The organism is Janthinobacterium sp. SUN137 (assembly GCF_030587265.1).
In the GTDB taxonomy this organism is placed as follows: domain Bacteria; phylum Pseudomonadota; class Gammaproteobacteria; order Burkholderiales; family Burkholderiaceae_D; genus Janthinobacterium; species Janthinobacterium kumbetense.
Genome location: NZ_JAPWHZ010000002.1, coordinates 1,500,176 through 1,513,221 on the forward strand (window position 1 = coordinate 1,500,176; position 13,046 = coordinate 1,513,221).

Consider the following 13,046-nt stretch of genomic DNA (forward strand, 5'->3'; position numbering starts at 1 on the left):
GCTCGATGCGCCAGCGCACGGGCTTACCGGTGTCGTATTCAGGGACGTCACTTCAAAGCAGGGGATCGCGAATCCAGAAGCAGTTTTTTAGCTGTCTCAAAAGGATTCCCTGATAGTTCAACTTTAATTCCATTTTTTTGATCTGATTGTTTTTGAGAATCTGCCAGTTGTACAAGCTGACTTAAACCTGCCTTAATTGAGCACGAATCATCATAAAGTCTTATATCTGATAACGCCTGAGACATATCATAATTATCGACAGAGCCAGGCGAGTTGACTCTCAATTGCTTTGCCATTATATAGGTTTTCACTCGAATTCGCTGCGCCATTATTGCACTTTCAAGAGCCTGGAAAGTTTTATCAAAATAATATGAACTATTAAAAGTTTCCACACCTTTTCCAACCACCAAGTTAGTTACACTCAAAGCTGAAGAAAGTTGCGGACTTACAAAGACGGTTCCCGCGCTCACAGCTGTAGTCACATCACCAATAAGATTTTTTGTAAAATCAAGTCCAGCCTTATTTGCAAAAGCACGTTGCAAATAATTGGAGCAATTTAAATCAGACAAACTAATTAAAAATGAGATGGCCGAATTTCTTGTACTGGTAGCAGCATCAGGCAGTAAGGTCTTTGTCAGTTGACTTGCATCAGCTGAAACATAGAGACACTCTTTAGTTGGCCCACCACCGCTATCCACATAATCTGCTGTTTGATCTCTCATGCAGTGAAGCTTAATTAATCTATCCAGATTTTCTGGAACTGCAATACTGGCAGCCGATGGAAAGTGAGTGACCGGCTGACTTCTTAGATATTCAGCTGTACCAGCGCACCCGGACAAAAGAATACCTGACGCAAAAATAAAAATAATATTCAATTTCGCCCCCAATAATTATAAATTAAACATCATTACAAGGACATTAAACATAAAAATATAATCACAAAATTACTTGTGCAACGCCACGCATATAAAAATATACTCTTTTAATAACAATATTTTCAAATTTCAGAGAATATTAGTGCGCGAGTGGCACCTGTACCACACTATCAATTTCATAGCATCATAAAATCCGACTTAGAACGCCTAACAAAACGTCAGTCAGCGTCTACATGCCTGGCAACAGACCGGTGTCTGGCAACGCGTCGATGACGCCATACTGCTGCACTTGCGTGAATATGACTAGATTCAAAGGGAACGCGCCAGTGTCGACTCGGCCAGCGCGCCATCCCCCCTCGGCGGACAGCATACTCGCCCCAATCCCATCGACTGCGGCAAGCTCGGATGAACGCACCGGCTGCTCGTCGATCAACGCGGTCTGCCTCTAGTGGCGAGCATATAGGGGGCTCAGGTACATGATTCACGGATGCTGGTCCCGCTGCTTGAAGCCGCCCCTTCAGTAGCAGGCGCGCAGCCGTGGCATCGCTCTACGCATGGCCCGCTATGGCATCGAGTCGCGCGAACGCCTGGGTAAATGGCGCTGGGTGGTCGAACGCACGCTGGGCTGGTTGCACTTCTTCCGCCGATTACGCATCCGCTACGAACGCTGTGCCGATAGGCTTACGACCGTTCTGCTTGTCTGCTAAAGTGAGCGACTCAAAGGTCGCTGGTCGGCCGACTCACGTCTGGCAATGTGACACCGAGTCAAGTATTTCAATCATTAATCCATGGACTAATAATAGTGACTGCTTCGAAACTAAGAATTGCTGAGGGGGGAATTTGTAGGGATGGAGGCTCTTTGGTGGCTGACTTCTATTGCGAGGATGGTTCGATACTATCGTTTCTACTGGAGGTGGCACTTGGGCAGCCGAAGTATCGACACCTACATGCCGGTGCAGAAATTCAGAACTCTTGTGAGCCAGCGTCAGTCGTGACTAAGGGAAGTCCTAGAGATATCGAATTAACGTCAATGCTTCGCTCATGGGCAGCGGACTGCGAGTTTCGTCCTTCGATTGAAGCACATTTGGAACGTGGGACTCGTCCACCGTTAGACTCCCAAGAGTATGGATCCTACTGGGCATTTTTGCTCATTAATAATTTGCAAAATCGCGAAGTCTAATCCATGTGTTTGGACTTCCCAAACTATAACCGACGGTGACTGATGTCATATCCGACCGGCAGCAGCAATGTGCCTGCTTCAGAGCACTACGACGGCACCGTTGGATATAACAGCCTGGTCCATCATCTGCATAAAGCACTTGATGAGATCGAAGATTTTGCGCGCCGCTGGTGGAGTTGCCTCTGCGGCTGGCGCGGTCTGACACTTGGCTACATCACGCCAAAATAGTGGCTGCCCCGGCCGCTTAATGAATCGCTCTCAGTAGCTAAGACTCTCCTGATCCAGAGTTCTTGGAAGATGAGAACCCGATGGATCGTGTTAGGGCCTGTATGTGCTGCCACGCTCCTAGTACGCGATCTCGTAGCCGCCTGATCCAACGACAAGATCGGGGCTGCCCTGTCTAACTCCCCTGCCCTGCTGAGACTCATGGCGCGCGCTAGCATAAGCTACTTGAGCTTCGGGAGGTTCATGCATTAACGTTCCCGCAGCAAAACGCCTTGCGACGGCAATCTCGGATTCCGCGGGTCGCGGCGCAATCGATTCGAGTTTACCTTAGCATCATTTCCACTCCGCAACGATGCATTTAAGTTAAAGTGTTGCGTTGAACAATTGAATCTGCAGCCAGAAGCGGCCGTTCGAGTCCCCATGAGCACGGCAGAAATTTTTTATGAACTCAATTCGAATTAATTCAAACCTCATAGTCGACGACGAGACCTTTCACTCGGTTTTCTCTGATGCTTGTGGGTTCCCAGATTTCTATGGGCGAAATATGAACGCATGGATTGACTGCATGGGATACCTCGACGAGCCGTCGGCACAGATGTCATCTGTGCATGTCGCCGCAGGTGAGAGTTTGGCTTTGGTCATTGACGGCGCATCATCCTTCAAGACTAGATGTCCTGCATTGTATGATGAGCTGATTGAGTGCGCTGCTTTTGTAAATGAACGATGCGAAGAAGCAGGGCGAGCGCCTCTGATAGCTATCACAATGCACGCCTGATGGGTAACGGTGCCATAAAAACGTCAGTAGAGTTCTAGTTTACGAAGGGTCGCTTTGGGGCGGAGCCTGTCAACGATAGCACTCGGCCAGGAGCGGCCATTCGATAATTTCCAAGGAACGCGATGACCGAAGACCTGTGTCTCAGGATTGCTGAGAAATATTTGTCGTCAAATGCCATTGAGTACATCCTTCCTGGCCGGATTGGCAGCAAAGAGTCGAGCAGGTGGGAGGCGATTTACGTCGTTCCAGCAGTAACGGACCCCACGGTGGCAGTTGTCGATCCTCCAGATGTACGAGTTTGGGTCACACTTCTTGACGGTCAAGTGGAATGGATACACCAAATGTGAACGTCGGCTTCGGGGCGGAACCTGCCAACGACGGCAACCGGCCAAGAGCAGCCATTTCCAATTGTCTATTTTGCTAACCATGTACCGAATAGCGATATCATCATGAGTAAAATAAAGGCAGCCTACGACGCCATTCAGGAGCGGCGAATTGAAAGCTTAGAGCAGCTATTACGCGAAGATTTGGCTCTACTAAACAGTCAGACGCCGTTCGGTCCTCTTTTGCATGTTGCAGCAGGTGCTGGAAATTTAGAAGCTCTCAAACTCCTCCTATCCTGTGGTGCTGACATTGATGCAAAGGGCGGTACCTTTGGTGGTGATGCCCTAAATTATGCTGCCTCAAAGGCCCATGTGGAAGTCTGCAAATTTCTCCTAAGTCAAGGAGCCAAGTTTGATGTAAGTGAGCCGGAGAGAAACGCGTTATTCAGCGCAATCTATGTTGGTAGTACCGAGTTGGCTGAATTATTTATTGAATATGGAATTGACTACAGCGTGGCCTATACAGGTCAATCAATGACAAACATGGATGCGAGAGCGTTTGCAATCGAACGTGGGCAAAAAGAAGTTTTGGCAGTTTTACTTACTCAGTAACTTCCGCTTTGGGGCGTTATCCGCCCGTCGTGATAAGCACAATCCGGTTCCCATGACTCAAGCCGTCACAGCGCGAAGGTCGGCTCGTACCAGCCCGTCATACTCGCCTCTGATTGCTAAAAATACCGGGCGTTGCCCTCTGCGTAAGGCGTTCGACTGCGGTTGCTGCGCCATTGCACATTTTGGGCGTGGTAGCTTCGCTGCGACGACCTAGCGGTCCTTACATTCCGGGCGTCTTCAGTGGTTACAACTGCTTACCAGTGATACAGCTCTACAGCTACCGAGTTGACGTGGCGCGTATTACTCTGTCCGTACACTACATCACATGTACATTTACTGGTGCCCCGGCGAGAAATGAATCAAATTGTTGCGGCCATCGGTAGATGGATATGTTGGCAGTGTCGCCAAATGGAATCCCTAAATTTAATCTAAACCAATGCTGCGCGCCCCAAACCAACGATTTTTGGGATATCGATGCGATGGTGATGAGGTTGCCGAACCGTTTCAAATTCATATGATTACCCCCATGCTAAAAACTAAACTCAGCTGGATAGCTGTCCTCGGCCTGTCCTTGACGGGCTGTGCCACCCAATATCGGAGCGCGGAACAGCCCTGGCCCCGATATGGTACCGTTGGACAGCCGGAATACCGGACCTTCGAACAACCACGAACCGAATATCGGACCGTCGAGTCTCCTCGGCAGGATTGCTGGAACGAACAAGTTCCGGTCCAATCGGCAGACTCGGGCTACGGCGGTGCCATTCTCGGCGGTATCGCCGGGGGAATTCTGGGAAATCAGATTGGCCGCGGTAATGGCAGGACAGCCGCCACCGCGGTAGGTGCTATCGCCGGCGCAATGGCCGGTGACCGCATATCTTCGGATTCGGCCGGCTACAGGACGGTTCAGCGGTGCCGCACGGTAATTGACCGGAAACAAATTCCTGTGGTAATCGAACAGGGGCGCGTCCTTCGCGAGGCTCCTGATGAGGAACGTTATTACAACGACCGCGATGACCACCGCCGTCGCAATGAAGGGAACTATTGAATATTCTTGTGTCCCGTGACGGGGGCAGGCAAGTGACTCGCGATTCCGCCCAGAAGGAGGGCGGAATTTTCCACTTTTTGTTGTCGGCGAAATAGTAAAAGCCGTGGTTCTTCAGTTTCGCACTGTGCGGCTTCCTGACATTAAACCTAGCTTCTGCCCAGTGTGCGCCTTTGGTATCCCGCTTGGCGCTCTTACTTCTGTCAGCCGCGGGGTGCTGAGCCCTCTCCTCCAACAAACTCGTATGCGATTCACAGTTATATCCGTTGGCCTTTCCTCTAGGTGCATAACCCTTCTCAAACCCAAACGGCTTCCGATAGTGCAAGCAGCGAGCCAGCTCAAAGATTCGATTGAAAGAGCACTCTTCTCAGACGAGACGAGAAGGCGCCACGACCGTCGTGCCGATTCACAAGCCGAAGCTCGATTTCTCCGACAAGAAGGTCTTGTGCTCGGCCGTGTGCAAATGCAAAAGCATGCCGGCAATCGGTGCAGACGGCCGGTCGCTTAAACAAGAATGCGTCTCGGCTCGATTGAAAGCTCTCGATGTGGCTCTTGACCACCGAAGTCTATACAAGGCAGAGTTCACATACGATATGACAAAACGGCCGCCAGAGCCTTTTCTGGATAAGGTCGTGGATACGAAGAGCAGAACCCTATGGCCCGGCTGGACGAAGACACTTTGGCCGAAAGACTCAAGCCACCCTGTGCCTTATAAGCCCGGCCGGGGCTACACACGGAGGCCTGACGTCAATATCGTCAAGGACCCGACGAAGCCTCCAACGCAGGACAATATCAAACAAGTCGTGGAAATAAAATTCCCTGGAGACCCGTTCCGCCCCCGCCAGCGAGAGGACTATATCGTCATCGCCGGAGACGAAATGAAAATGGTGCCGTTGGCATCTGATGAGTGCGACTGCGACCGGGCCGAGCTCGAGCCCTCAAAAATCCCGGTCGAGCAGCTCGGGAAGGCAGCCGCTCTTCTTAGGTTAATCTATATGGTTGTTGTTACAAAACGGCCACCGCTTGGTGGCCTGCCAGCGTATTAAGGAATGAACATGACTGAATTACCAATGGACTTGCTGGAACTTCTGCGCGAGAACCCTGATGCAATGAATGTACCTGGGGGCATGCTCACTAATCAGGGGCCACAGGACTATGTCGGCAGCGTGCCCGCAATCGCCGGCACGCTCTTCTTCAAGGATGCACATCTCCCGGCAGTTCGCGATGCCATCAGCGCTTGTTTCGAAGAGTTCCAGGTCAAGGCTGAGCCTAAATTCACCTGGCTCTACCGGGAAGACCCGCCAGAAGGGCCGGATAAGACGGCCTACGCGGAGGCAAAACCGCTGAACAAAATGCTAGTACGTATGGACCCAGACGATGCGGTGAGTTTTCATTACACCAGTGGCGTGCTAGCGCAGGACGCGGGTCCATGGGAGTTTCAGGTCGTCGGCCTACCCGCTTGGCGGGCGGAAATGGGAGGCAGGGGCTTATGCGGGCTGCGGTTTAGCGTGCCCATTTTGTTCGTCGAAGAAAATCCCGGACTTTTCCAGGCGCTCTTCGTGAGCTTCGCCCGACGCCTATGTGCCGTCCACGGGTACGGCGGCCACAGTCTAATACTGTCGGCCGCTCGGTACGACGAAAACCAGGCATTCGAAGCATTCCTGACGTCCAAGCTCCGCGGGTTTGATGCCGGCAACCTTGTCAGCGGCGCAGTCAATGCTCACCTGGGCATTAAAACAGTTGGCTGGCTCACAGCGATAGACAATGATTATGTGGATAAAGTCGGAGGTATATCGGCCATTCGTTCGGCATTACCGATGGACTGGTTTGGCCTATTCGATTATGGAACTGGGCTTGTAATCCAGGGCGGCGCCCAATCCGAAGCCGCACCTGCTGACTCGCCGATGCCCGCGCGGCTGGTGCTTCCCAATATGCTCCTCAAGCCCAGCAGGACACCGAAAATCCGGATACATTACGCATCCGCGGGGAGCGAGCCGCGGTTGATTGGCCACGCTGCGGAAGAATGGCTGAACCGTTTCGATGTGGCGGACAATGAGCTAATGGCGTACAAGGCTAAGCTGCTTGACGAGCCGAAATTTGCCGAGATACCCGACGTACCAACTCGCCTCTGATTGCTAAAAACAGCGGGAATTCTCCCCGGCCGACATGAAAAACCTCCACGGCGGTTAGCCCGTGTCGGGGAAGTCTGGCGGTGTGCGCGCCGGCCACGCCTCCAATGATTGCTGCACCGTGATATAGCACTTGAACCTGCTCGTTTCTCCACTTTAGCGACAAAGTTCGGCTCAAAAAAGTTCGCGCTGCTTTAAAACAGGTGTCTTCGGCGCCGGCTCTCCGCACATCAGGTCGGCCGGATACGGCTGAAGATATGTCCTTGCGAATTCTGGGTCGTTGCAACCAAGCCACTCGTCGTATTCGCCGGTAGGGACAATGACTAACGAACGCTTCTCCTCTCCAGGGCGATGGAAACGACTCATAAAGGGATGGTTGTCGGCGTTAATGGTCAATTGGGTGAACGAAAATGCGCTCCTCCCATCCACCTCGACCCACTCCCGGTAGAGGCCGGCGACGGCAAATGGTTCGCCGGTGGCCATTCCAATAGACCATCGCACATGCGTTGGTTGTTCCCAATTTGGTTCGAAGAAGCGGACCATTGGGACGAGGCAAAGTTGAGATTTTGCCCAAGCGGACTTGTACGTCCTCAATTGGCCAACGGTCTCGGCGCGGGCGTTCATCGTCGTGAGGCGCTGGCCAGGTGGCATGTGCCGCTTGGGGATGAACCCGTATGTGCCAGTCAGACCTTTGCGATTGCCGGCTGCATCATGAACGATGATTGGGCCAACGTAGTCCTGGTAGAGTTCATCACGCCAATCGTCGCTCTCCTCCATGGAAGTGCGGAAGAAGTCGAAGGCCAGTTGCCGTGAGACAGTTACGTAGTTGACGCACATGGGGTTCTCCGAGTTGAATGCAGATTGGTGATTTTATCTGGCATTCTGGCCGACGTGGTGGCTGTCGTTTAGACTTGCGTGCCCACTTTTCCTGCCGGCGAGGACTGAGCATGTCAGTCTTGGATAACGTACAATTGTCCGCAATCGGCCAAAAGCCGCCACTCAGCAGCATCGAAGCCGACCGCAGAAGATAGGGATATGAATAGTTCAGATGAAGCGCTCCATCAGTTCTTTGGCGGATATTTCCACCAAGACTGGCAGTTAGACGACCCGACGTGGCAAGTTGTGATTAGCCGATTTTTAAGGGAATCGACCCCGACCGATTCGGCGCTGGTTGCAGCGGGAATAGAACGTCTGATATCGGACTCTTCGCCCGATGAAACGCTTTGCTGTGTGGTGCAAAAACTGGGATGCGACTATTGGCCAGGTTCGTTTTCTGAAATGCGGATTTGGTTAAAGCAGGTAGTTTCGGAGTTACGTTAACTTGACGGCATGCGGCCAGTAGCGGTCCTTCCGTCTAACCTCCTGCTGTGCAGACCCAAATGGGAATACGTTGCTGCAAACGTGAGAAAGTGTTATTTGATTGCCCTCTCGTGGCGAAAGACATCGATGAATCTACAGTTCGCAATAAAAGCCATAAAAACTAACCACCAGTCCTCAGCTCGCATTGAAGCGGCCATACTGGGGATGTTAGCGGCAGCTGAGTCAAGCGTTGGTACGACTGTGTTTTTCGAAGACACACGCGCTGTGCTGGACGAACTGGCGTTGGCAAAGGCTTCTTTAGATATTGCGGCATGGCACACACCAGAGGTCACCTCAACCACAGCCTTCCTCCTGAGCCGAGCACAAAATTTTGTCGATGCTGAAACGATGGCGCCTACGGAGTGGCCGACTCCGACCGAACTATTACATGCGGTTCGAGACGCGTCGAATGAGTTATCTAATGACAGGCCCTCGCCATAATCCTCGATTCTCCGAATGGCCGCTTCCGGGCGGAACCTGCAGATGACTGCAACCGGCCAGAAGCGGCCGTTCATCTCATGGGACGACAAAGTCGCTAGTTGAATGGCGGTGTCGCTCTTCATTTCGCGCAGCATTACGGTTTGGCTCTGCGCTATGTCTACCAGTAGCCTGTTACTTTGAGTTTTGGGAAACACAATGTCCATTGAAACTACGCGTATCGAAACCATTATCAAGGTTCACTTGGCTCCAGAACTTCGTGCAGAAGGCTTTACGGGATCTGGAAGGACGTTCCGCCGCACTCGGGATGGTCAAATCCATGTGGTCAATATACAGGGGTCGAGCTATGGAGGACAGTTCGCGATCAATCTTGCTATTCAACCAGTTGCAGTTCCTGATGTACTAGGTAACGCGCCCGCCCCAAAGAAGATCGCTGAGTCCGCGTGTGAGTTCAGGAGGCGATTGTCGGAATCTGGGGCAGATCAGTGGTGGCGCTATGATGATCAGGCATCACTTGAAAGGGCAATGAACGATGCAGCCAAGGTCTACGTGGCATACGGTCGCCCGGTGTTTGATACGATGTCGATGCCGCCCTCTCCACTCGACACAATGAATGTGGAACACTTGGTGGAAGGTCCGATGGAGTTCTGTGGATTTGGGATAACGAACGTTCGCTTAGCTCTTGTACTCGCGCGTCTGCGCGAAGTGGAAGGGAGAATCTCTGATGCCGTTTCATTTGCAACGTACGGACTCCAACATGCAATCAATGCATTTGGACTTAGATCGGAATTGGAGCGAATCGCAGCACTGCCCCATAGTCCGCCGGACAAAATAAGCTAGGGTGCACTAGTATCCAGAACGTCTAAACGCTGCTCTGAGTCTTTACCAATGTCCCCAATGGGGCTGAAACCGCCGACGACGGCAGCCGGCCAATTCCAGACATTCGGAATGTGTGGTCTAGCTGCTCTGACAAGAAGAAGGGTTTTGTTGCGTGCCTTAATGTGGTCGTCGTGCGGCAACTGCTAGGTGGACTGGAATATTAAAGATCTCCCGCCTAATAAATCAATAGCAGGTCTCGCTCGGCAGGGCCTCCATAGCGGAAGCGCGTGCCGGTTGTTAGCGCCGCGGCTTTCGAAATCCTCAACTGGACTTTCCCCAGTCGTCATCTACGTCCCTTGCCGTTCTGGTCTGACGCTCCCGCCACCAGGCCGGCAGCACCTTGTCGAGGTAGACGCTTACGAACTTTTCGACATCCTTACGCCCGAGCGTACCCGCCTCGTCCTCGGTCACCACTTGGCGCAGGAGCAGCCCCTTCGTGACCTTGCGGTCGGCAGGCGCGTAGTTCCCACCCTTTTCTACAGCCAGCAGACACATCGCCGTCTTGATATCGAATCCTGGCTGGCGTTTGGCCAACCGAAGGTAAGCTTCCAAGGCAGGCCTCAGCGTCCCGGCGGGTAGCCTGGCCGGGTCGTCCGGTAAGGCCGCAATCGCTTCGATCAGGATCGTACAGACCACTGGTACCGGGAAAGCAATGTTGAGCTTTGCCGCCATGAGGTTGTAAACCCGTGCGATATGGTCGAGTTTTTCGTTGGTGATCCCATGGAAGCGGTAGTCGTCAGTGACTTCCCAGATGGAGCGGCGAAATGTCATCGTGTTGTGTTGGTTGGGCGGAAGAGGATCATGCATGTAGCAGCTCCCAGAAGCAACGTTGTCGGGAGCAAACGAGTATGAGGCAAACAGGTATAGAACAGTCAAGAGAAATATTTCGCCTCGATCATCCTGCGCCCTGGGCTGTCGCGCCGAGTCAAGCGTTAACGAGCGCTGCCGTTAGGTGCCGAGATACCGCTGCCCATCCGGCAACCCTACAGGATTGCCAGTGCTAAAACAAATTGCTATAGTGCAAAACGACCATACGAATTGGTTCGATCAAGATTGCCCACTAACACCTCGTTTAGAAAGTATCGCTCATGAACCGGTTTACCGCTCTACTCGTGGGTCTGTCTTTCAGCGCAGTGGTGCACACAGCGGCGGCAGCCGGGCAGTCCGGCGACCGACTCCAGACATGCTTGCATCAGAAGCAGGAACGCAGCGCCGCCATGCAGGCACGGGACTGGGAAGCGATGGAAAGGTTCGCGAACGCCTATATCAAGCGCTGCGTCGGCATCGACCGACCACGAGACTTTTCTACCGCCCACTGGGAAGCGGCCATGGCCGCAATGAAGCTCGGCCGACCGGCGAGTGCTCTGAAATACCTGGACCGCTGCATCGATGTTTCCTATGCGAACGCCTCATGCCACGTCGAAAAGATCTACGTGCTCATTCGCATGCAGCGGACGGGTGAAGCCCGCAAGTGGCATGCGACAACCAACCGTCTGGTCAATGGCCAGGTGGAGGCAACGGAGCGCGCGCTGCGCGGGCCGGTAGCTGGGGTCGAGAAGGAAGCGCTGGAAATCGAGCTCGAGTCGCTACAACTTAGCCAGCGCTCGCTGGCGATGTACGGCGAAGAATTGGAATAGCTCGATTGAGTCGGCGGTTTTGCCGAAATCGGTGACCAACGCAGTAATGACGTGGTGTCCGCCTCCGCTTCCTGGGCGGTCGAATGTCTGCAATGGGGTGCGGATTCAATCGGTGGTCGCAACACTCTAACCTAAATGCCTAGGTTACAGGAGTGTTGAAGATGAAACAGAAACCACGTATTTATTACACCGAGACGCAGAAGGCCTTGATGTGGGAACGGTGGAAGCAAGGCGATTCTCTGCAGATGATAGCCCAGCTATTTGATCGGAATCACTCATCGATACAGCGGATTCTGGCTGAATCTGGTGGCATACGGCCAGCGCCGCGATGCCGTTCCAGACTGGCGCTGACACTGGCCGAGCGCGAGGAGGTCTCGCGCGCCATCGTTACCGGCGTATCCATCCGCGCACTTGCCAGGCGCCTTGGACGCGCAGCATCAACCATCAGCAGGGAACTCAGACGCAATGGTGGTCGCGCAGCATATCGTGCCGCTCAAGCGGATCAGCATGCTTGGGATCAGGCGCGCCGCCCCAAACCTTGTAAGCTGACGGAGAGCCGCATGCTGGCCAACATGGTTGCCAGCAAGCTCCAATTGCAGTGGTCACCAGAGCAGATTGCTGGCTGGCTCAAGCAGCTGTTCACGAGCCACGAGGAGTATCACGTGTCGCACGAAACCATTTACCGCAGCCTCTATATCCAGGCCCGAGGCGCCCTAAAGAAGGAGTGACTGGAGCACTTGCGCCGTACGCGCGCCATGCGCCGCTCACGTCATCACACCCAAAAGACGGACAACCACGGCAGAATTGTCGACGCGGTGTCGATCAGCGAGCGTCCAGCGACGGCAGCGGATCGAGCGGTGCCCGGGCATTGGGAGGGCGACCTGCTATGTGGCAGCCACAACAGCCAGATCGTGACGTTGGTTGAGCGCCAGACGCGCTATGCCATGCTGATAAAGGTCGCCGCCAAGAATACCGACACGGTGGTCAACGCATTGATCGACAATGCCCGCAGGCTGCCCCAGGAACTATATAAGTCACTGACCTGGGATCGTGGCAGTGAGCTCGCCGGGCATAAACGCTTTACATTGGCCACCGACATCCAGGTCTACTTCTGCGATCCACAGAATCCATGGCAGCGCGGTTCAAATGAAAATACCAACGGCCTGTTGCGCCAGTATTTCCCCAAGGGGTTGGATATTTCCACGTATTCGCAAGAGCAACTCGACGCGGTAGCCAGACGACTCAACGAGCGCCCCAGGAAGACGCTACACTACCAAACACCGGCTCAACGATTTGAACAGTGTGTTGCGTTGACCGATTGAATCCGCAGGCCAAACCTGCCAACGACGGCAACCGGCCAGAAGCAGTCATTTTCATCAACTAGTTTTCCAAGGACATGATGTGTTATTCGAAGTCGAGAAAAAGCAGCCGAAACAAGACCCAACAGCTGCTCAAGTGAGTTCACAGATTGCGAAGTTGCGCTCATATGGCCCATCATCTTTTGCGTCGTTGACAGATGAGCTTGGGAATTATCTTCAAGTGGCAGGAGGTGGCCTTACCTGCCTACTTGAA

13 protein-coding genes and 1 pseudogene are annotated in these 13,046 nt (G+C 53.2%); 11 read left to right on the forward strand and 3 right to left on the reverse strand.

Features of this window, described 5'->3' with window-relative positions; translation table 11 throughout:
- Positions 1 to 47 precede the first annotated feature (47 nt).
- On the reverse strand, positions 48 to 875 hold the full coding sequence (locus tag O3298_RS14745) for a hypothetical protein (protein WP_305059830.1): 828 nt from the start codon (positions 873 to 875) through the stop codon (positions 48 to 50).
- Positions 876 to 2,097: 1,222 nt separating this feature from the next.
- Here O3298_RS14745 and O3298_RS14750 point away from each other — a divergent pair.
- From O3298_RS14750 to O3298_RS14770, 6 genes are all read left to right on the forward strand, one after another.
- Entirely contained in the window at positions 2,098 to 2,283 is a 186-nt protein-coding gene (locus O3298_RS14750) for a hypothetical protein (RefSeq protein ID WP_305059831.1), read from the forward strand.
- Between the two features lie 439 nt (positions 2,284 to 2,722).
- Positions 2,723 to 3,055 carry a barstar family protein gene (locus O3298_RS29175; protein WP_369811579.1) on the forward strand — a complete coding sequence of 111 codons (333 nt, stop codon included), beginning with the start codon at positions 2,723 to 2,725 and terminating at the stop codon, positions 3,053 to 3,055.
- A 449-nt stretch (positions 3,056 to 3,504) separates the two neighbouring features.
- Entirely contained in the window at positions 3,505 to 3,990 is a 486-nt protein-coding gene (locus tag O3298_RS14755) for an ankyrin repeat domain-containing protein (RefSeq protein WP_305059832.1), read from the forward strand.
- Between the two features lie 436 nt (positions 3,991 to 4,426).
- On the forward strand, positions 4,427 to 5,035 hold the full coding sequence (locus tag O3298_RS14760) for a glycine zipper 2TM domain-containing protein (protein ID WP_305059833.1): 609 nt from the start codon (positions 4,427 to 4,429) through the stop codon (positions 5,033 to 5,035).
- A 347-nt stretch (positions 5,036 to 5,382) separates the two neighbouring features.
- Positions 5,383 to 6,078, forward strand: a complete 696-nt coding sequence (locus tag O3298_RS14765; protein WP_305059834.1) for a VRR-NUC domain-containing protein — start codon at positions 5,383 to 5,385, stop codon at positions 6,076 to 6,078.
- Between the two features lie 9 nt (positions 6,079 to 6,087).
- Positions 6,088 to 7,164 carry a type VI immunity family protein gene (locus tag O3298_RS14770; protein WP_305059835.1) on the forward strand — a complete coding sequence of 359 codons (1,077 nt, stop codon included), beginning with the start codon at positions 6,088 to 6,090 and terminating at the stop codon, positions 7,162 to 7,164.
- Positions 7,165 to 7,335: 171 nt separating this feature from the next.
- Here the strand turns inward: O3298_RS14770 and O3298_RS14775 are convergent, their stop codons facing one another.
- Positions 7,336 to 7,998, reverse strand: a complete 663-nt coding sequence (locus O3298_RS14775) for an SOS response-associated peptidase family protein (RefSeq protein ID WP_305059836.1) — start codon at positions 7,996 to 7,998, stop codon at positions 7,336 to 7,338.
- A gap of 198 nt (positions 7,999 to 8,196) precedes the next feature.
- Here O3298_RS14775 and O3298_RS14780 point away from each other — a divergent pair, with 198 nt between their 5' ends.
- From O3298_RS14780 to O3298_RS14790, 3 genes are all read left to right on the forward strand, one after another.
- The gene (locus tag O3298_RS14780; RefSeq protein WP_139335871.1) at positions 8,197 to 8,481 is read left to right on the forward strand and encodes a contact-dependent growth inhibition system immunity protein; all 285 of its coding nucleotides are present in this window, start codon (positions 8,197 to 8,199) and stop codon (positions 8,479 to 8,481) included.
- A gap of 126 nt (positions 8,482 to 8,607) precedes the next feature.
- Positions 8,608 to 8,961, forward strand: a complete 354-nt coding sequence (locus O3298_RS14785; RefSeq protein WP_305059837.1) for a hypothetical protein — start codon at positions 8,608 to 8,610, stop codon at positions 8,959 to 8,961.
- 195 nt (positions 8,962 to 9,156) lie between these two features.
- The gene (locus O3298_RS14790; protein WP_305059838.1) at positions 9,157 to 9,798 is read left to right on the forward strand and encodes a DUF4304 domain-containing protein; all 642 of its coding nucleotides are present in this window, start codon (positions 9,157 to 9,159) and stop codon (positions 9,796 to 9,798) included.
- A 300-nt stretch (positions 9,799 to 10,098) separates the two neighbouring features.
- Here O3298_RS14790 and O3298_RS14795 read toward each other — a convergent pair whose 3' ends face one another.
- On the reverse strand, positions 10,099 to 10,644 hold the full coding sequence (locus tag O3298_RS14795; RefSeq protein ID WP_305059839.1) for a hypothetical protein: 546 nt from the start codon (positions 10,642 to 10,644) through the stop codon (positions 10,099 to 10,101).
- 281 nt (positions 10,645 to 10,925) lie between these two features.
- On the opposite strand from O3298_RS14795, the gene O3298_RS14800 reads away from it, so the two are divergent.
- Both O3298_RS14800 and O3298_RS14805 read left to right on the forward strand, forming a co-directional pair.
- Complete coding sequence (locus O3298_RS14800) at positions 10,926 to 11,474, forward strand: hypothetical protein (RefSeq protein WP_305059840.1); 549 nt, start codon at positions 10,926 to 10,928, stop codon at positions 11,472 to 11,474.
- 161 nt (positions 11,475 to 11,635) lie between these two features.
- Positions 11,636 to 12,796: pseudogene (locus O3298_RS14805) on the forward strand (IS30 family transposase).
- The last annotated feature ends 250 nt before the right edge of the window (positions 12,797 to 13,046 follow it).

What these genes read in the sequence shown, in the direction of transcription:
- O3298_RS14750 (WP_305059831.1), top strand. Translation starts at nt 2,098, where the DNA reads ATGTCATATCCGACCGGCAGCAGCAATGTGCCTGCTTCAGAGCACTAC.
- O3298_RS29175 (WP_369811579.1), top strand. Translation starts at nt 2,723, where the DNA reads ATGAACTCAATTCGAATTAATTCAAACCTCATAGTCGACGACGAGACC.
- O3298_RS14755 (WP_305059832.1), top strand. Translation starts at nt 3,505, where the DNA reads ATGAGTAAAATAAAGGCAGCCTACGACGCCATTCAGGAGCGGCGAATT.
- O3298_RS14760 (WP_305059833.1), top strand. Translation starts at nt 4,427, where the DNA reads ATGCTGCGCGCCCCAAACCAACGATTTTTGGGATATCGATGCGATGGT.
- O3298_RS14770 (WP_305059835.1), top strand. Translation starts at nt 6,088, where the DNA reads ATGACTGAATTACCAATGGACTTGCTGGAACTTCTGCGCGAGAACCCT.
- O3298_RS14775 (WP_305059836.1), bottom strand. Translation starts at nt 7,998, where the DNA reads ATGTGCGTCAACTACGTAACTGTCTCACGGCAACTGGCCTTCGACTTC.
- O3298_RS14780 (WP_139335871.1), top strand. Translation starts at nt 8,197, where the DNA reads ATGAATAGTTCAGATGAAGCGCTCCATCAGTTCTTTGGCGGATATTTC.
- O3298_RS14785 (WP_305059837.1), top strand. Translation starts at nt 8,608, where the DNA reads ATGAATCTACAGTTCGCAATAAAAGCCATAAAAACTAACCACCAGTCC.
- O3298_RS14790 (WP_305059838.1), top strand. Translation starts at nt 9,157, where the DNA reads ATGTCCATTGAAACTACGCGTATCGAAACCATTATCAAGGTTCACTTG.
- O3298_RS14795 (WP_305059839.1), bottom strand. Translation starts at nt 10,644, where the DNA reads ATGCATGATCCTCTTCCGCCCAACCAACACAACACGATGACATTTCGC.
- O3298_RS14800 (WP_305059840.1), top strand. Translation starts at nt 10,926, where the DNA reads ATGAACCGGTTTACCGCTCTACTCGTGGGTCTGTCTTTCAGCGCAGTG.